This is a genomic window from Acinetobacter sp. YH12239, from assembly GCF_013417635.1.
In the GTDB taxonomy this organism is placed as follows: Bacteria; Pseudomonadota; Gammaproteobacteria; order Pseudomonadales; family Moraxellaceae; genus Acinetobacter.
In genome coordinates this window covers 226,434-247,276 of the sequence record NZ_VPDP01000001.1, presented here as the reverse complement: position 1 = coordinate 247,276, position 20,843 = coordinate 226,434, and the positions used below count along the sequence as shown (strand labels likewise).

The following is a 20,843-nucleotide window of genomic DNA, read 5'->3' as shown; positions in this document are numbered from 1 at the left end:
ATTTATTTAACATGTAATATTCCATAAAGTTTAAGCTGTCTATTCTTTCTGTACCATTTATCCTCATACTCAATCGTTGAAGTCGATGTTTTGTCAAGCATTTCCTTTAATTTACCCCAACTCTCTCTCCCTTGTTGATCAAAACTACTGATTGTTACACAACCATGACTAACAGTACCCGGATGAAGGCGAAAACCGAATCGTTTATTACCATATTGGTCTATAGTCTCATCATCTATTTTTTCATCAATTTTTAATAACCCGTACCAATGATTATTATTGGGTCTGTCTGGATTAGGATATTCCGTTATATAATATGATCCTGGTGGTATTGGTTTTTCGAAATTATTTCCATTAGCGTTAAATACTCCCTCTTGACTAATATGACCACCAGTGAAAGCACCTATCCTCATTGATTCTTTCGTATCAACATCTGTAATAATCATTGTATTATTTTTACTACTAAATCCTATTCCAACTTGCAACCCCATTGGATCGACCCATTGATTCGGATCACTTACATAAGCTGAGTTATTTAAACCACCTAATAGACCAATCGGATCTTTACTTATATACCGTGCACTAAATGGTTCATAATATCTGTAACGGTTGTAATGTAATCCTGTTTCCTCATCGTAATATTGCCCTTGGAAACGGATATCACTTTTTTCTAATGGATTCTCTTGGTTCTTTGTTTTGATCTGTTGTGTTTGTCCCCATGTATTCAGGGTTAACTCCCAGATACATTCACCTTGTTCATTACTTAAGGCTTGAGGTGTTCCTACTTGGTCACAGTGGTAAAACGCAATCCGTTCTAACTCTGCTCTATTCTTTCTTGTATCTGTTCTCCATACTGGATCTTTATGGATGGAATACGGTTCCGTTTTAAATCTTTCGTAATTCGGTGTTTCTATCAATTTAATAAAACTTTGATATCCTGCTTGTAAGAGCGGTACAAAGCTATTCGGCTCATAGATATAGTGTTTGGTATAGCTCTGATCTGTATTGTTTATATCTGTTGGATTTGAACTAGTTTTTGATTCCCAAATCATTAAATCACCATCCCAGCCAAATAAGGTCAGGCTGTTATTTGATTTATTGGCTTTATAAAGGCGTCGTCCAAATACATCGTAGCCATATTCAGTGATTTGCCCGTTGTGGTCGCTTTCGATTAAGCGATTTAAATTATCCCACTTCAGTTTTAGTTCATGCCCCACCTGTTGGGTTTTAATTACATTACCTTGGGCATCATATTTATAGTGCTTACCTTGGTAATGTTTTACTAAATTATTTTTGATTTCTGCACTTTGCGTTGCAATTGGGTCTATTAAGTTGCCCGCTGGGTCAAAATGGTAACGTTCAGTTTGCTTTGAGCTTTGCGCTTGTATTAAGCGACCAATCGCATCGTATTGATAACTAAGTATGCCTTTTTGACTGTCTTGAACTTGAGTCAACAAGTAGTTGGCATCATAAGTGTATTGGCGTTGTGCCTGATGTTGTGTTCTATTGGCTGTTTCTTGTTCTACGTGTATATGCTGTGCAATCAGCAATCCAACGTCATTATATTGGTTGCTTTGGATTAAACCATTGGCAAGGTAACGTTCTGTTTCTCGGTGTAGGTCATCACGTTTAAAACCAACCATGTCTTTTTTATTTAGGGCAATACCGTAGATATGTCCTGATCCATAAGTTAAGTGGCTAATTTCCTGACCATCCGGACGAACAGTTTTGATGAGATTGCCGAGTTCATCGTATTCATAGCGTAGTACTGCAGTCATTGGTTTCAGATTTGGCACTTGGTAGTGTTGGTGTTCTCTAACCAATTGTCCTATCGCATTATGGTAGAAGTCATTTTGGCTCTGTTGGTTCTTTGCTTGAATTAACTGCCTATTCAGATTGTAAGTAAACTCTTCTGTTTGTTGTTGTTTACTTTCGCGGTGAATGTAGATTTTTGACGCAATTTGTCCGTCTTCATAGTAGCCAAATTGTGTGATGATATTCGGTTGTTGAATGTGGCTAAGTCGACCAAGCTCATCGTAACTATAGTGCTTTTCTTCGCCATCAAAGGTTTGTTCTCGTGTGAGATAACCATAACTGTTGTATTCGAATACATATTCTGCATGGTTTTGGTTGATAAGTTTCTGTATACGCCCTTGTTTATCCCATTGATAAGCAATTTGGTGTTTGTTGGCATCAAGGCGTTTTTCTAATAGCCCCACTGCATTGTAGTGATATTGAGTCACCAGTCCTTTGGTATCAATGTGTTTGAGAAGGCGTCCTTCTTGGTCATGTTCAAAGTGTTCTTTTTGTTCATCTGGGTAAATGATCGTTTTGAGTTGGCCTTTGTCTATACCTTGATCACTATAGATGTATTGCACACCTGTTTGATCTGCGGCTTGTTGTTGCTTAAGTAGCCCTTCCTCATCATATTGCCAAGCACTTTCTTTATCCGAACAATCGATATAGGAGATCATTTGTCCAAGGTCGTTGTATTGGATTTTCTTAACACCACCTTTGGCATCAGTAATTTCAATCAATTGACCTTCGGCATTGTAATTATATTGTGTTGTGTGACCCAATGGATTGATTTCTTTGGTCATCAAGCCATCTGCATTGTATTCGCGTTTCCAAATATGACCTTCAGGATCTTTTATTTCAGTTAGATTTTTATGTTCATCATAAGCAAATCGAATCACTCCGCCATTTGGTTGAATGATTTTACTCAGCTGACCTTCTTCATTGTATTGCTGTTGAGTTTCACGACCACTGTAATCAATCTCTCGAGTGATACGTTTTTGTTGATCACGTGAATACCATTTTTCACGACCATCTGCTAATCGAATACGATAAGTAAAACCATCTAAATCAAAGTAGTAATAAGTCGGTACGTTGTAAGCATCATACACAGCGACTTGGCGCAGACGAGGATGCCATTTTAAAGTTGTTTTAAAGCTTCCATCATCCGCCCATTCTTCAATGGCTTTTGCATTTGGTTCATTCGAATCATAACGAATATTTTGACCACGACCTGATCGATCGGTATAACGTGTTAATTGATGATACGCATTGTATGAATACTGACGAGCGTGACCATTCTCATCATATGCTTCTACTAAATTTCCGTCATGATCGTACCCATAACGAGCAAGTGGTTGTTCTTGATCATCCACAAATATAGCAATAATTTTTGCTTGATCATTGTACGCAAATTTCAAAATTTGCTGAGTCTTCTTAAAATTAAAATGGACGGTTTGTAAATAAGCTTTGCCATTTAGCAAGATATAACGAAGATCGACTTGTTCTTGAGTTGATGAATTTCTCTCTTGCGTAAGCTGATAACTTTGACCTTGATCGAATGTACTAAATTGATAATCCCATTCTGTTCCAAAATTTAGGACTAATTCACCCTGTTCATTTAGATGTGTTGCAATACCTTGGAATGGAACTTCATAGGATTCACTCATAATGATCGATGGCAATTGTTGTTTTCTGCCTTTCGCATCAATAAACAAATACCCCTTTTCATTTGGAACAATCAAATTAGAAAAAGGCATTAACCAACGAGCACCCAAAGCACCGTTATCGAATTCCGCCATTTGGGAGTTATAAAGTCGATTGAATACTAATCCCAGCTTAGGTAGGCTGAAGTCTACATGGGAAACTCGTTCAGCACCTATAGAATAGCTAATACTATGAGCAGTATTGGTTTCAGCACTTGTTGTTGGTTCAGCTGGATTCAAACATGGAGGATCCATTAATGCATCTGCTTGCAAACTGACAAATTCAAGGATATCGCCATCAGTTTGACGCTCAAATTCACCAGTTTGATTAATCGGAACACTGGCATTTCCCCTATTTTGATTATCTTGAATAGCCTTAAGTGTTTGTTGAATGAGCCAACTAAGACTGTATTGCAAGCTTGGGTTTGTCTGATTCTGCAAATCGTTACTAATCGAAGTAATCGCCTCTACAAGTAAAGTTTCAAAATGACTTGGAGTTGCTTCAATTTTAGGTGTTAAATCTGCTTGAGGCTCAACACTGAGTAAATCTATTAATGGTATTGCCCAATTTAGAAATTGTAAATTTGGATCTCTTTTTTCAGCTGATGCGCTCGATGTTGTTTCCGTTGCAACAGACGATAATGAAGATGATTGAAGAGATTTTAGAATCTGAACAGCCAAGGCATTTGCATTCGTTAATAAGTCCGCTAATTTAGTTTGTGTCTCTTTTAGATAGGTCTCTAAATTCCCTGCCATTCTTGCATTAAGATGTAATTCCATACGTCGAATGTCAGTTGACTTAATTTTACCATTTTCAGGATATAGACATTCAGCCATTAATCCTAAAATGGGACGTAAACCCATCCTTGCATGTGCTTCATGTTTAGGCTCTGCAAACAATCCAATTAAATTCGCACCAAGCAAAGCATTTCGTTGTATTGAAAGCACTTCTGTTTGAGGAGACATTGTATACAACAATAAATCAAGCACACTTCCACTTAAAGCATATATATTAGCTACAGTAGTTATATGGGCATTTGCTTTGACTTTAAGTAATGATGTTTGGCCACAGACCACAAGGAAATTTTCAATTTGATTAGCAATAACTTGTAAGTCAGCTACACTACTCACACTGTCTAAATTAAATACAGCAAGTTCAACACTCGATTGTGCATTATTAGAAACTTGTTCGTTTTCAGTTGCCATGACTAACCTATATATTTTTAATCTTTTAAGTTTTTCGCGTTATATTGTTCTAAATCAGGACGATCATTACTCGTTTTTAATCGAGTTGTTTCCGTATATTTAATGCCGCCAGATTGATAATATTTTTGTGAAATAAACTGATCATCTGCTGATGTTGCATTCTTTGTACTCACATCTACTTTATTCACTTGTATAGGCTTATTAACCTCAACAGTCTTTTGATTTGTTAACAATGGAGCTGGATTCGATTTCGTACTGATTCTTGTTGTTTCGGTATACGTTAATCCGCCAGATTGATAATATTTCTGTGCAATGTAGTCATCAGTTACAATGACCTTTTCAGATTGATTCGTAATATTTTCCTGATCCAATGCTGTATCAAAATTTGTATTTGGCATAAACCCAGTTGAATTCATAAAATTCGGAATCAACTTCGATGTGGCCTGCTGAGTTATAAAATCAACGCCTTGCGTACGAATCATATCTAGTGATTGAGAAGGATTTACTGCCATTTGGCTTATAGTCTTCAATTGATCAGGACTTAAACCTAAATTTAATTTTTCTGAAATTCCACCTAAGGTAGAACTTGCCACTTGATTTTTGAGTTGGCCAACAGTTTGGTCTGCTAGACCTTTTAAAGCATTCTTGCCTATATCCTTTAAATTCATACTATCAAGTTGAGTCAAATTATTTTTAACTTGAGCCATTAAATTCTGACCCAGCTGATTTAAGCTCGAGTTCATAAAATTAGATGCACCAGGAATTACTGCATCTGCCCAATCATAACTTCGCGAAAAATGACTTGATAATGCCCAAGGACTTCGCTCATCTTTATCAAAAATGACTTGTGCACCACCAGGAGCAATTCCTGTTACTTGAGCAAAACCATTCGCATCTAATTTCCCTGTTATTGTCTTACCAAGAGAGTCAATAACTTTATATCCAGCTCCTTTAAAGAATTCACTTCCACCATAACTTCTTAAAAGATTCAATGCGCCTTTTAACGGTTGCATTGTTGGCAATTGAGCTGAAGTACTTACACTCGCTCCCGGCTTAAATAAATGTTGTCCAGCCTTGACTTCAAACTTACCAGCTGTGGTCGGTAAAACTCCCGAACTGCTAATTTCAATCTGTGAGCCGCCACCGATCAACACTATTTTTTTTGCCGCTTTAATTTCAATTCGATCTTCCGTCGAAATAATCTGCACACCCTTTCTTGCAATCAGATCAGCACCATCTCCTTGGGCTTGAATCTCGATCTTCCCTTTGCCTGCATACAGTCGCACTCCTTCTTGCGCGGCAAATAAACTGATCTTTTTGCTGGCATGTCCGATGATACTGTCTTGGGTGCTGGTGTTGATGCTTCCTTGTGCAATCTGGTTGATCTGCCCATCTGCACTGAGGTGGATATCTTCGTTACTTTCTACGGCAATTGAACTTGGTGAAGCCAAGAGCATGATCGCTTGTTTAAAAGCCGCGGCTTTGCTTTGGTCTTCGCTCTCTAAGTTTTTGAGATAGCCCTGTAGGTTTTCGAGTAAGCTCAGTGGATCAGTTTGTTGATTTTTTGCCACTTCACTTAAGGCTTTGGCGTTGTTTAAGCTACTTTCGAGTTGTTGTTTGGCTTCGCTTGCATCGAGATGGTTTGCTTTTGCTTGTTCTTGTTTGTAGGTGGAGATGAGTATGCCTTCGCCCGCTCGTACTGCACCCCATTGGTCAGTTCTAAGTTCGAAACCTTCGCCTCGTCCTTCACTTTCTGCAGTTGCTTTGGGATGACTGAGATTCCCTAGGTTGAGTTGGCTCGCCCCGTGGGTGTTTTGCAGTTGGGTGGAGATTTGTCCTGTGGTGTCATCAAAGCGGAGTTGTCCATAGCCTTCGCCTTGGACTTCTTTACTTTTAATCCCTGCGAGTTTTTTGGTGTCCGGCAGTTGGCCTTGACTGTCAAATCGGGTTGGGCTGCGTTGGGCTTCATGTAGGCGGCCCACCACAAAGGGACGGTCGATGTTGCCGTCAAAGAAGTCGATGACCACGATTTCATTGATTCGAGGGAGGAAGCGTGCACCATAGCCTTCGCCTGCCCATGGGGTCAGTACATCGACCCAAGCTGAATCGGTGTCGTTGTTGTTACTGCCGGCACCACCATCAAATTGGTGGTCTTCTGCTCGGGTAAATAGGAAGCGTACTTTGATGCGTCCCCATTCATCGACATGGATTTCTTCTCCTGCAGGCCCCACCACTTTGGCGCGTTGCGGATGGGTGCTAGGTCGATGTTGTAGTGGGTTGTATTCGGGTACGGTTTTGATGTTGCGTCGTTGTAGGATGAGTTCGCTGGCTTGGCGTTCTTGGTCCGTGTGGGTTGCTTGGTTGGTGTTTGTCTTGTGTTTTGGCGTCCATTGGCTGCGTTGTAGCAGTTGTTGGACTTGTTGATCTAAGTCTTTGGGTAGGTTGTTTTGGTTGTAGTAGCGTTTGCCTACAATGAGGAATTCTTGGTCAGCTCCGCTGTGTTGTTCAATTTCTGGGTGTCCATCGAGTTTGAACCAGTAGCCGACCTGGCTGTCTCTGACGCTGGCTTTGGCGATGAATTGTTTGCTTTGTCCAGCGTAGTAGTCGCTGAGGTGTTGGTTGAGTTTTTCAACTTGGCTGTTGCCTGATGCGGTGGCTTGATCTTCGCCTTTGAGGTCTTGGATCCATGCAGGGCTGATGTGCCATGCTTGTTCGAGGCCTAGGCTGGCATTGTCTTGGTGGTCACTGTGTTGGTGTTTGCTTTGGACTGAGCCTGCGCCTTCTTCTTGTTCAAGGGCTGTGGCTTGCCAGCGTTGTAGGTGGACTGCGGTGGGTTGTAGGCTGCGTTGTCCGATAAAGCTGGTGATGCTATCAAATTGTTCTGTCGCATCACTACGATGGTAGCGGATGTTGCGTCTATTAAGGGCTTGGTATTGGCTGTTGTCGTCAATCAGGCGGAGCTTTTGTGCTTCAATCGGGCTGTTGTTGCTCGGTACAATCGGTTGGGCTTCATCGATCAGCCAGTTAATGCCTTCACTGCGTAGTAAGCGAGTCAGAAAGTCGTAGTCGCTTTCGTTGCTTTGCATGATGAAGGGTCGGATGTCGTATTGTTGTTGCAATCCACTGTGGTCTAGGCTGAGGCTCGAGGCAAAGAGTGGGCTTTTGTTTTGCCATTCTTCAAAGAGGATTTCCACCACTTCGACCACGGATTTGTTCATAAATACGCGGCTGTTGCGGCGTTTGTGCCACAGGCTGGTTGCATCGTTGAGCGTGAGTTTGTAGAGGGTCAGTGCCCCATCGCTTTGTCCTTGTGAAGCTTCGGTGATGATGCCTGTGGTTCTAAACAGGGTGCCTTGATCAGTGACTTGATCCACAGCGACTTGTGTGCCGATGAATTGTTTGAGTGGAATTAAGGCATTGGTCGAGAGACAGATGAGTTCTGCTTGCACGCCTTCGTTAAGGACATGGCTGCCATCGATGCGTTGTAGGAAGACTTGGCTATTCAGTTGTGAATGACTGAATTGGATGTGGAGGGCTCTGTTTTGGGCGGTTAGGCCGAGCTGTTCCAATGCCGAAAAGATGTTGGCAAGCATGGTTATTATCTGTCTTTTATAATTTAATAAGGCTAAAGAATTCCTTAATATTTAAACAAAAAACAGACACGATAAACAGCTCCTGTTACACAAAACACCCATTTATTGTGAAATAAAATTACAAATAAAATACAGATTTGATTTAATAAATAATATATGTCAATTGAGTGATTACAAAAAAAAGAGGCTGAAGTGTTAGCATCTTCAACCTCTGTAAACTACAAAACTAAGAACTTCTTATTTAAAGAATACGATTGAACTACTGTCCAGAACGAATGATGTAATCAAACGCTGCCAGTGATGCTTTCGCACCTTCACCAGTGGCAATGATGATTTGTTTATAAGGTACTGTTGTACAGTCACCCGCAGCAAATACACCTTTTACATTGGTTTCGTTGCGATCGTTAATCACAATCTCACCACGGTTGGTTAATTCAATTTGGGTTTCTTTTAAGAAATCCGTGTTGGGTAACAAACCGATTTGTACGAAGATCCCCGCCAATTCGACTGTGTGTTCTTCATCCGTCGCACGATCTTTGTATTTCAGTGCAGTCACTTGTTTGCCATCACCCACAACTTCTGTAGACAACGCATTTTTGATGACAGTGGTATTTGGCAAGCTGTTAAGTTTGTCTTGTAATACTTGGTCAGCACGCAGCTTAGTATCAAACTCAACCAAAGTGACATGCTCAACAATACCAGCCAAATCAATCGCAGCTTCAACACCAGAGTTACCACCACCGATCACAGCCACACGTTTGCCTTTGAATAATGGACCATCACAGTGTGGGCAGTACGCAACACCACGGGTTTTGTATTCTTGTTCACCTGGTACATTCATTTCTCTCCAACGAGCACCTGTAGACAGGATGACTGTTTTCGATTCAAGTTTTGCACCATTCTCTAAAGTCACTTCAACTAAACCGTTGGCAGTTTCATCCGCACCTTTAATGTCAGACACACGTTGTAAGTTCATGATGTCGACACCATATTCACGAACATGTGCTTCCATTTCAGCAGCAAACTTAGGACCTTGCGTCTTTTGCACTGATGTAAAGTTTTCAATGTCCATCGTGTCCATGACCTGACCACCCATGCGCTCAGCAACGATTCCTGTACGGATACCTTTACGAGCGGCATAGATTGCAGAAGTGTTCCCTGCAGGGCCACCACCGATCACAAGCACATCAAATGCATCTTTGGCATTGAGCTTTTCAGCATCTTTCGCTGCAGAGTTAGTATCGAGCTTCGCAACAATCTCTTCCAATGTCATACGACCTTGACCGATATGTTCGTTGTCTTGGAACACCATTGGAACTGCCATGATTTTGCGTTCTTCAACTTCGTCTTGGAAGAATGCACCATCAATCATGGTTGCAGTTGTGCCAGGGTTGTAGATTGCGATCAAGTTAAGTGCTTGAACCACATCCGGACAGTTATGGCAGCTTAAAGAGACAAATACATCAAAGTCAGATTTGATTTCTAAAGCTTTGATGGATGCCAATACTTCATCAGATACTTTTGGTGCATACCCAGAAGTTTGTAGCAATGCCAAAATCAAAGAAGTGAACTCATGACCCATTGGTAAACCTGCAAAGAAGACACGCGGTTCTTCACCTGCTTTTGCAATACCAAAGCTCGGCGCACGTTTATTTTGACCATCAAAACGGGCAGTCACTAAATCAGAAAGTTGAGCGATTTCCTCAACCAGTTCTTTGATTTTGGCTGATTTGTCAGAGTCATCCAGAGTTGCCACTAATTCAATCGGGCCTTCCAAACGTTCAAGTAGTGTTTTTAATTGAGCTGAAGTATTTTGATCTAACATTGCTAACGTCTCCAAAGGAGTAATATTTGTTTGATAAAGCTATATTAGAAGAAATACAAAAATAGGTAAAACAGTTAGTTTACATAAAGACTATCGAAAAATTGAATTAAAAAATCATCCATTTAAAAATGAATGATTCTTTTATGATGATCGTAACAGTACAAACTTTAACTATATCTCCAAACGTTGAGTGATCGTTTGAATTCTGCTTTTAAAACTACGAGCTAATCCAAAGAAAATAAACATTGCCAATAACATGATAGCTGAGAGCAGCATGAACATCATCTTGACGACTTCTGAGATTTGTCGTGCCTGATTTGCCCGAGGATCTATCGCTTTTGCCCAAGGAGTAATAGATTGACCATACACTTGTTGCTGCATTGACCATAACTGCTCTGCATCAAAGCCATATTCGACAAACTGTTTTTCATTTCTTTCAGCTTGCGCAAGTCGAGCTAAATATACAGTTGCTAGCTTGGTATCTTCAGGTTTGTGAATCAAAGCCACTTGCGCAAGGACGTAGGCTTGAATAATTGGATTGACCTGTTGTTCACTCATGATGACAGCAATCTGACTTTCATGAATCGATTTATCATAATGACTTAATTGATATTGTTGTTCTAAAGCTTCATCATTCAAGTCATATTGAACATAGGTCAAACTTGACCAAATTAAGATGACAGCAATTAACCAACCTACAAACTTAAGCACAAATGATTGAAAGCGCACATAGAAAAAACGTATTTTCTTTAAAAAATGAACAATAAAAAAAGCACCAATGACTGAGCTAAATACTTTTAGAATGAACCAACCTAACCAAGATATTAAATTAAAAAAATAGTCAGGCTGATGTTGGTACACGTTTACGACTTCATCTAAACTATGTGGCAAATGAAGCTGCTGAACAGTTTCACTCATGCCCATAAAACCATAAATCATGTCCTGATGAATAAAAAGCGACACAACTGAAATAATGAGTACGCTGGTACTCAAAAATCCCCATAAATTAAGTATGCGATTTCGTCTGTACAATTCAGGCAATCTTTTCTGAATCTCAGTCTGCGCCACAAGATATTCATTGGTTTTATTCAAATTTAAATCTCAAGAAATTAGTGTTTTGGCTGATTTTGACTCGAATCCAAAACAAGTTGTTGAAGATTTCCTTGCAAAGCCTTAATACGAATTGATGCCTCTTCACGTTTTTGCATCCCTTCTTTCTGAATACTAATAACATCATTCACTGTTTTAATGAGGGTATTTTGAACATGTTCAAGTGTTTCAATGTCAATCACTGAGCGTTGATTTGCTCGAGCAGTATCTACTGAGTTCTGGTGCAATAAATCTGCATTTCGTTTAAGTAACTCATTCGTCGCATCATCAATAGTATTGGCCAATTGGACACTATTTTTTTGTTCCTGTAATGAAATCGCTAAACTAATTTGATTTTTCCAGGCAGGAAGCGTGATATTTTTTATCGCATAAAACTTATCAACCAACATTGAATTATTTGATTGAATAATTCGAATCATCGGTAATGTCTGCATCGCAGATTGTTGCAATACCTGTAAATCACTCACTCTTTTTTCCAAATTGTTTGCTAAGTGATTTAAGTCGTAGATTTTTTGATTGGTTTGCGCATCTTGTTCTAGCGTACTCAATTCAGCTATTTGCTCTTGAACTTCTTGTTGTTTAATTTTCCCTGCAGCAATATAAACCCCTAATTGTTTATATTCATCCTGCACACCATCAAACATACGATCCAATGTATTTATACGGTCTTTTAAACCTTGTTGAGAGGTTTCAATTTCTTTAACTAAAGCATCTATTTGTTCTTTAGTGGAATTGAACTTTTGATCAAAGCTCTGCTTCGCACCTTTAAATCGATTTAAGATACTGCCCAAGAAGCCTGAACTTTTAGCAGGGCTTAAAATACTGTTTGTATTGAGCTGTTGAGCCACTGTAACGACTTCATTTAACTTTTGACCTGTTGCATCCAAATCTTTATTTTGGACTAAATCCAGCAGTTCATCCGTATAAGTCGCTGTTTTAGTCGCGATATTTTTCCCATATTCAGCAACCGTTGCATGATTCATATCAGCTAGTTCTTGGTGAACTGATTCGACTGCTACAAGGTCTGACGTCGTCAACCCAATTTCTTTTAAATCTAACTTGGAAAACTTTTCATCCGTAGAAATTAAGCTTAACGATTCATTTTTCTTTTGAATTGGTAAATCAGACATAACACACCTTATTCTTTAATTAATGATTTTTTTAGAGATCGAATCAATTGTTCACGACTTTGATCTAACTTTTCAATATCGACTGCGCCATTTTTAATTTGAGTTTGCTCAAGATGATATTGCCAAGCTGGGATTAATACTTGTTGCGCTTCGCGAAAACGATCCGTCAGAGTTAATGAAAGTTGTTGAGTCAATTGCATTTGCATGAGAGAAATATCATTGTTTGCTTGTACCGACTCTAATGTTTGTATTTTTTTAGCCAATCGCTCCTCAAAGTTATCAAGTGGATGGCGCTGATGAGAAAAATCTGGGTATTCTGTTAAAAATTGTCTTGCTGCTTGAATGTAGCGCGCCATTTGCTCTCTTAAACCAATTGCTTGCTGAAATCGAGAACTAGACTTTTGAATTTCAATGTGAATGCGTTGGGACAACTGATCAGCATCTAGAATGAGTCGGTCTAAATAACGAATATAAGAAATTTGACCAGCATCGAACTCCAAATCCAGACCTAACCACTTTTGGAGAGCATTAAATTTTTTTTGTTTTAATTTCTTTTTGGATTGATTCAATTTTTGAATAATATCTGAAATTGTTTCGCTTAATTTTTTATTTAAAGTGGGGTCTATACCTACCAATAGAGCATTTTGTGCCTGCACAATATGTTCAGCATATAAATTAAGTTTAGACGAATCAGTCAATAAAGGAACAAGATCATGCCTCTTAATTGAGAGCAAATCCGAAGGATTAACTTCAATTTGATTTAAGGGTATAAGCTCATTAAAAGATGACATTGGTGTAATTTAAGAAAGTGATCAGCAATCCTTAAATGTAGCAATAAACTGTTCAAAATATACTAATTTTTTGCAAAATATTACACAAAATCAAACACAAAAAAAGCCAGCAAATGCTGGCTTTTTTATTAATGAGGTTTAGATTTTCTCATTCTAAGCCAACTTAAACTAATGAGTCCTAAAAGCCCAAACCCACCTAGGCTACCCCCTCCACTCGTACGAGAACTTCCAGGCCCCGTTTCCGTATTTAGAACAGCTAATGTTCCCTCACCTGATGAAGCGCCGTCTGCGTCCAATACTGAGTACTTAAGATCATAGGAAAAGACATCCAAATTATTGTTCAACTGAACTCGAATGTTTCCACCATAGCACTTTTTAAAACGGTCATTAGCACATGGCTCTACCCGATCCGCGATAATTGAAACGGGATTTGGCACTCTTGCAAAATAAATTGATACCTCATCCCCATTAGCATTATGGTAAAACTCTTTTTTATTTGGAGGATTAATTGCATTTCTGTTTCCATCACCAGCATCACTCGCTTCGGCCAGTAAATTGACACTGATTTGAGTCGATTTTTTTGGATTGATTGTATATTCCACGCGTTCAGGAACAGTTGGCACGATATTGATAAAATTACCAATTAAATATGCACTTGATGTTTTTTTACTGTCACTTTTTGAAGTAAGCGTATATGTACAGAATTCAGAGTCTCCACTCGGTGTTATGCGACCATCTGTTCTATACATGACTATCTGCTTAAGCTGCGGTTTCCACTCACATTTCAACCGATCATCAAACTTACCTAAGAATGTTTTATCGATATCTAATTTCCCAACTCCCAAAACCTCAACTTTGACATCATAATTATCAACATTAAGATGCTCAATTTTTCGCACCTTACCATCAAGAGAAACAAATTCATCTGGTAAATTCAATTTAAATGGATCGAACAAAATTGGACGATATTGATTAAGATTATTTAACTCATTAAAAAATGCTTTTTGATCGGTGAGCTCCTTATTATAATAATCAATCACTTCTTCTTTGGTTTCAGGATCGGCAATAGCATCTTCGAATGCTTTAATTCTATTCTCAGTTGATTTCTTTATTTGAATTAGTGATTCATTTGCTTTACTTAAATTGGAAACAGTCAACTTTAAGGTTTCTATCGCACCAATATCGCAAGTATTGGGAGTCGCATCTAAACTGTTGAGCGAGTCCAATCCAATCCGATTAATACCTCGTTGATCAAGCAGCGAACAACCATCAGTACCAAAATCAACTAAATCTTTACCGCTAGAATTAATCTTCGGAAAAAAGACAGGATGAAAGTTAGTATTCTCATCATTAACCGGTAACGATGTTGAAAACAGATCATTGATACTCAATTGACTAACATCAAGACTATTTTTTTGTGCATTTTCTGACGCTTTTGCTGGTAGATCACAGTCTATAGATGGATTACTCAGTGGAATAGCATTTGCCAATAATTCAATACCTGCTGACTCAACTTGGCTCACATCACCGTGACTATATATACAGGCTTTAGCCTGATTAAAACCTATCACATTATGATTTAAGGCTTTTGCACCTGTATTTCCATACCAAAGCACAGATCGCGCGGTATTGGCGATAATCGTATTACTATCGAGCTTCAAAATAGAATTGGGACTCAAATTTATTTGACCCCCATCTGTTAAACGATCACTAAATTGAAAAATTTGACCTTGTATATTATTTAATACATTGGAAGAGATTGTATTTGCTTGCAATTGTGCTGTAGGTTCACCACAAAATGAGAATAAACTGTTTGAAGCTGTATTTCCATTTTCGGTAATAGACATACGGGATAAATCAATCTTACGACGTGTGAACACAAGATTATCCAAGCAAGACATTGCTATAACAGCGCCTTGCTGAGCTGTATTACCACTCACCCACCCGACCGAATAACTTAAAGAGCTATCACTGTCATTCAAAAATATCGCTCCACCTCTTAATGCAGAAGAGCTATTGATATTTACATTATATAAATCAGTCTCTCCTCCCAATAGCAAAGCGCCACCGTTGGTAGATGATTTACCATTTCTCAGCTCTATATTTCTTAAACTCAAACTTGGTCGATTTAGATTGGTCGTATTGAAAATGCGATGTGTATTTTGACCATTAATTATAGTTTGAATTTTAGTTTGCGCAGGATAACTATTTGAAATGACATTCGGTTTGGAATAATCGACAGGCTCTTTACCCCTAATAATCACTGAAGAAGTTGGCTGAAGCTCTGCATTCAAGCTATAGGTACCAGCTTCAAGCTGAATAATGTCAGTTTGTACTCGATCCGTATTACCTTTAACACAACCTCCATAAGCTCGATTAGTCGAAGCAGCCGTCAACGCTTCTCTGAGTGAACACTTTGCATCATTAGTACCGTCTTCATCATCAAAGGTAGTGACATAAATTATTGTATCTTCAGCAGCCATCAAGGACATTGCAGAAAGGACTGCTAAGGTCAAAAAAGCTTTTCTACTTTTCAACATACGATTCCCTTATTATTTTTTTCTACGTATCGCGATTAAAGTCATCAGACCTAATACGGAGATTAGACCTAGCCCCCCACCAGAAGTTTTTACTTTATCGCTTGTATAAGTATCTCTGGGGTCTTGTTTAATGACAGTTGGAATTTCGATATAAGGATTCATTGACTCATTCAATTGACGTGTAGATACAACTACCAAAACTTTAAAATCATCAGTTCCGTGCCAATTCCCTTGAGGCGTATAAGTAAACTCCCCATTTTGGAGTAGTTCTGCTTTACCTTTACTTGGAGAATTATTTTGTTGGATGATCATACAGCCCGCTTGCCATTCTTCTTTTTTCGGATGAGGTCCGACTAAGGCATCACATTGACTAGCAGGTATTAGCTCACCATCTCCTAGAAAATCATTAATATTTAACTTAACAATTTCTCCGTAAAATATATCTTTGCCAAATCTGCCTGAAGACGTACTTGACTGAATAAGTTCGATTGCGCCTCGATCACACAAAATACGATCCTTACGTGCGTTGCCACGCTGATCAACTGTTTCACATGCTGTACCATTTGAATCTGGTCCACGATTAATGATCGGAGAATCTGTTAATTGTCGATAACTAGGCAACACTCTTGGGCGGAAATATCCTAAAGCATAGCCAGAATAGTCCTTGAACGGACATAAAATGCCAGATGAATTAACATCACATTCACCTTCTACATCAGTCCCAGCTAATAATGTGCGCTCGCCCAGTTTTTCTGAAGCTGTGCCCTCACAACCAAAACCATATAAATTATTGTTTAAATTTGATTGATCTATTGCAGTCTCTACACGACAGTCTCGATTGCCATTTTTTGCAATTATATTGTTAGTAAGCGATGCCTTCTTAAACGGTGCATTAAAAATCAAGCCAAAATCATTAAAGACCAGCGTATTGTTATTAAGTGCAATACCATCCTTAACATTGATAATATAGCCCTTATTATTAAAAATTGTTGAATTGATCACTTTGGCATAATTGAGATTAGTCACCTTAGTTTCATCTTCACTCAACACTTTATGGCTATAAATTGCGAAACCTTCTGAATCTGTTATTTTATTACCTTTAATAACAGAAGCACTAATGTCAAAATCAGGAAATTCACTATACAAAACAGCACCTTGTTGTGCTTGATTGTTCTCTAATAATGAATTAACTAGATTCACTCGCGCGGAACGAATTTTGCTGGTTTCAGACTCAATAAATGATTCAACATTATAAATCGCACCACCAAAATTTGCTTTGCCATTGATAAGATAGCTTTTGTCAAATTTTAGCCGTTCATAATTGAGAATTAATCCACCTTTGTCTTTGCATAAAGACGCAGTACAACCTTGCAAGGTAATTTCGTAAAATTCCACACCAATTGCAGCATCTCTAATTTCATCATCAGCTTTAGGACGAATTCGCTCAATATGGAAAATTCTATCAGTACCCTTCATTGTTATGACGGCATTTTTTGTACCAGGAATATCATCAACAATGGTAGTTTCATACTGCGTTCTAAAAACCATCGGTTTAGAGATGCGAACTTGCTCGTTTAGGAGATATTCTTTCGTAGATAAGATAATATTATCTGTGGCATCTTTACCACCACAGCCATTGAGACCTGCTTCAGGTTTACCCTGATTAATATATTCAATTGCTTCACGTAACGAACATTGATCATCATTTTTGGTGATATCTTCAGTGGTCGTAACCACAATATCTGCACTGAATACATGCCCTGTTGCACACAACAATACAAGACCTAAGCCCCGTCTGAGCATTACCATCTCCTTAATTTTTCTTTATTTTTTTAAGTAGCGAACTTTAATTATGTAGCGCTATTTGTCCATTTTGACTAATCTGTCACAAATTTTTAGAATTCTCAATTATTTTTAAGTAAAAAATTGCCGAGTTCAGATAAAGTCTACATTTTGAGTTTTGAATAACATTTAAAAAGCATTTAAGCACTATACTGATCGATGAGCGCGTAGATTTGCTTAAGGGTTGCGTTGGATAGCTTAACTTTTTCACCCTGTAGTAACTTTGATAATTGATCAACCGTTTGTAATAAGGTACTGGTCTGTATCGGGCCATTGGTCAGCAGATAATCAATAATTAAAGGATCAAAATGCACACCTTTACGATCTAACACAGAATGTAATAAGGCATAGCGGTCAGCATAGGATTGACCTGTTGGCACTTTAACACTCACCGCTTGAGTTAATCTCGACTGAAGATCTGGTAACTCAAGTTTCAGTTCAATTGGCGCAGATCTAGATGAAAAGACTAGTTGTCCTCCACCATCATTATTATTATTTATTAAATGAAATACCGCCTTTTGCCAATGCGGTACACCACTAATCGCTTCAATATCGTCTAGAGCGACCAAATCATAACGATCCAATGAAGTAATCGCCTCAATTGGAGCATCGAGCAATTCTAGCAATGAAACTTTAATTGCAGATTTCCCTACATCTAGATATGAGTCACATATCGCAGTTAATAAGTGACTCTTACCTGTGCCCGCACCGCCATAAAGGTAAAATCGATTCATTAATCCAGCATGAAGTTGGCGAACTGCATCAATGACGGGTCCCCAACCTGGGCCGGAAAAATCACTGATCCGTGCATCAAGTTGAGGTTCTATATCAAGTTGCAGTTGCCGCATAAATGCTTGGTCACCTTAAGGTTCTTTATTTTGTTTCTGCACATCGATTTTTTCAGATGTTGCAATATCTTGTTGATTATTGATTGATTGTGGTTTGAGATCAAGCTCAATATCAACCTGATCGGTTTGGATTGTAATTTCACCACCACCATGATCAGCTACGGCAACAGCTGGCGTACCATAAATTGTACTCCTTTCATAAGTGTCACGTGCATGTCGGAGCAGTACCACGATTACAGCTGCAACAGGTAATGCAATCAACATACCCAAGAAACCAGCCAATTGTGCACCAGCCAATACAGCGAATACGACCGCTACTGGAGAAAGACCAATTTTATCTCCCAATAAGAATGGCTGAAGCACATAACCTTCAACAGCTTGCCCTACCATGAACACCACTGCAACTAAAAGGAGTTGAGTCCAATCCATACCAAATTGGAAGAAAGTTGCTATCACGGCAGCAATAATTCCTACTGCAAATCCTAAATATGGGATGATACTTGCCAAGCCTGCAATCATGCCAATAATCAAACCAACTTCCAGACCAATCAGTTGTAGACCAACGGCATAAACAATACCCAAAAGGATCATCACGAGGAATTGTCCTTTTACAAAAGCACCTAGTACGCTATGGCACTCACCTACGATTTCAAGCGTTGAAGCTTCATAAGGACGTGGAATGAGTCGACGCAAACTATTGAGCATTCGATCCCAATCTAAGAGGAAATAAAATGCAATAATTGGAATCAGTACAATTGTCCCACCAATCTGAATAAAATTCAGACCAGATTGTGCCAATTTGAGTGCCATCGCTTGGATACTGTCAGCACTATAATTAGTTTGAACATACTCCATAACAGCTGCTGAAATTTGATCTACATCCAACTCTAATGGCACTAAATTGAAAGTGTCTGATAACCACGGTAAGAAGCTATAATTTACCCAGTGAACTACTTTCGGGATGCTTGATTTGGCATACATGAGCTGTTCCCAGATTAAAGGAACCAAATACCACATCGCCCATGTGATCACGACACCAATACCGATAAATACCAAACTGATGGACAACCAACGAGGTAAACCTATCTTATGCAATCGATCAACCAATGGACTGAAAAGATAAGCTATTAAAAATGCACCAATAAATGGGATTACGACCGGTTTTAATAAGTATAAAATCCAGAGAAATAAAGCTATCCCTGCAAGGATAAAAACACGGCGTAGGGTACGATCTACCATAGAAACTCGCCTTTTTTAAGATTATTCGTTATGTAAAGGAAAATATTTTAGTAAAGATAACATTTTAGTGCATAAATAACATAAGAGTTTCGTATATTCAGGTTATAATCCCCGCGCGAATGCGGAGACTTCAATATGAGCAACTCAACTTCTACCCCAAACACTGGTTTAAGCTACAAAGATGCAGGTGTCGACATTGAGGCGGGCGACGCGTTAGTCGATCGTATCAAATCTGTCGCTAAACGCACGACTCGTCCTGAAGTAATGGGCGGTCTTGGTGGCTTCGGTGCACTTTGTAAAATTCCTAAAGGTTATGAAGAACCTGTTCTCGTATCTGGCACAGACGGTGTTGGTACAAAATTACGTTTAGCATTGAATTTAAACCGTCATGACACAATTGGTCAGGATTTGGTTGCAATGTGTGTGAACGATTTACTTGTCTGTGGTGCTGAACCACTCTTCTTCCTTGATTACTACGCAACTGGTCACCTCAATGTTGATGTCGCAGCAAATGTAGTGACAGGTATCGGTCAAGGTTGTGAGCTTGCTGGATGTGCATTGGTCGGTGGTGAAACTGCTGAAATGCCAGGCATGTATGAAGGTGAAGATTACGATTTAGCTGGTTTCTGTGTAGGTGTTGTAGAACAAAGTAAAATTATTGATGGCTCTAAAGTTAAAGCTGGTGATGTATTAGTTGGTGTTGCTTCAAGCGGCGCACACTCTAATGGCTACTCTCTTCTTCGTAAAATTTTAGATGTAAAAAATGTTGATTTAACTCAAATTGTTGATGGTCGTCCACTTGCTGATGTTGCAATGGAGCCAACTCGTATCTACGTTAAACCAATTCTAGAGCTTCTCAAACAGGTTGATGTTCACGCGATGGCACACATCACAGGTGGCGGTTTACCAGGTAACTTACCTCGCGTATTACCAAATGGTGCCCAAGCTGTAGTAAACGAAACTTCTTGGGAATGGCCTGAGCTGTTCAAACTTCTTCAACGTGAAGGTGGTGTAGAACAATTTGAAATGTACCGCACATTCAACTGTGGCGTAGGTATGGTTCTAGTTGTTGATGCTGCTGAAGCTGATAAAACTGTTGAAATCTTAAATCAACTCGGCGAAAAAGCATGGACAATGGGCCACATTGTTGACAATGCTGAATCTGTCGAAGGTGCAGACGAAAAAATTCGTGTGATCTTCGCTTAATCTGTTTATTGTT

At 39.0% G+C, this 20,843-nt stretch carries 11 protein-coding genes; 1 reads left to right on the top strand and 10 read right to left on the bottom strand.

What is annotated here, in order from left to right:
• Positions 1 to 2: 2 nt before the first annotated feature.
• The 10 genes from FTV17_RS01130 to cxpE all read right to left on the bottom strand — a co-directional run bounded on the left by FTV17_RS01130 (position 3) and on the right by cxpE (position 19,624).
• Positions 3 to 4,706 (bottom strand): RHS repeat-associated core domain-containing protein, encoded by a 4,704-nt coding sequence (locus tag FTV17_RS01130; protein ID WP_179997815.1) that lies wholly within the window; start codon positions 4,704 to 4,706, stop codon positions 3 to 5.
• A gap of 17 nt (positions 4,707 to 4,723) precedes the next feature.
• The gene (locus FTV17_RS01125; RefSeq protein WP_179997814.1) at positions 4,724 to 8,299 is read right to left on the bottom strand and encodes a type VI secretion system Vgr family protein; all 3,576 of its coding nucleotides are present in this window, start codon (positions 8,297 to 8,299) and stop codon (positions 4,724 to 4,726) included.
• Between the two features lie 259 nt (positions 8,300 to 8,558).
• Entirely contained in the window at positions 8,559 to 10,124 is a 1,566-nt protein-coding gene (gene ahpF, locus FTV17_RS01120) for an alkyl hydroperoxide reductase subunit F (RefSeq protein ID WP_179997813.1), read from the bottom strand.
• Positions 10,125 to 10,295: 171 nt separating this feature from the next.
• The gene (locus FTV17_RS01115) at positions 10,296 to 11,216 is read right to left on the bottom strand and encodes a hypothetical protein (protein ID WP_179997812.1); all 921 of its coding nucleotides are present in this window, start codon (positions 11,214 to 11,216) and stop codon (positions 10,296 to 10,298) included.
• A gap of 17 nt (positions 11,217 to 11,233) precedes the next feature.
• Positions 11,234 to 12,364, bottom strand: coding sequence for a toxic anion resistance protein (locus FTV17_RS01110; protein WP_179997811.1), 1,131 nt, complete (start codon positions 12,362 to 12,364; stop codon positions 11,234 to 11,236).
• Positions 12,365 to 12,372: 8 nt separating this feature from the next.
• Positions 12,373 to 13,155, bottom strand: a complete 783-nt coding sequence (locus FTV17_RS01105; RefSeq protein ID WP_179997810.1) for a tellurium resistance protein — start codon at positions 13,153 to 13,155, stop codon at positions 12,373 to 12,375.
• 128 nt (positions 13,156 to 13,283) lie between these two features.
• The gene (locus FTV17_RS01100; RefSeq protein WP_179997809.1) at positions 13,284 to 15,638 is read right to left on the bottom strand and encodes a CSLREA domain-containing protein; all 2,355 of its coding nucleotides are present in this window, start codon (positions 15,636 to 15,638) and stop codon (positions 13,284 to 13,286) included.
• Between the two features lie 69 nt (positions 15,639 to 15,707).
• Positions 15,708 to 17,498 (bottom strand): rhombotarget A, encoded by a 1,791-nt coding sequence (rbtA, locus tag FTV17_RS01095; RefSeq protein ID WP_179997808.1) that lies wholly within the window; start codon positions 17,496 to 17,498, stop codon positions 15,708 to 15,710.
• A 179-nt stretch (positions 17,499 to 17,677) separates the two neighbouring features.
• Positions 17,678 to 18,385, bottom strand: coding sequence for a DnaA regulatory inactivator Hda (gene hda / locus FTV17_RS01090; protein ID WP_035266869.1), 708 nt, complete (start codon positions 18,383 to 18,385; stop codon positions 17,678 to 17,680).
• 15 nt (positions 18,386 to 18,400) lie between these two features.
• Positions 18,401 to 19,624, bottom strand: coding sequence for a chloramphenicol efflux transporter CxpE (gene cxpE / locus FTV17_RS01085; RefSeq protein ID WP_179997807.1), 1,224 nt, complete (start codon positions 19,622 to 19,624; stop codon positions 18,401 to 18,403).
• A 135-nt stretch (positions 19,625 to 19,759) separates the two neighbouring features.
• Between cxpE and purM the strand changes: the two genes are divergently transcribed.
• Positions 19,760 to 20,830, top strand: coding sequence for a phosphoribosylformylglycinamidine cyclo-ligase (purM, locus tag FTV17_RS01080; RefSeq protein ID WP_179997806.1), 1,071 nt, complete (start codon positions 19,760 to 19,762; stop codon positions 20,828 to 20,830).
• Positions 20,831 to 20,843: the final 13 nt, after the last annotated feature.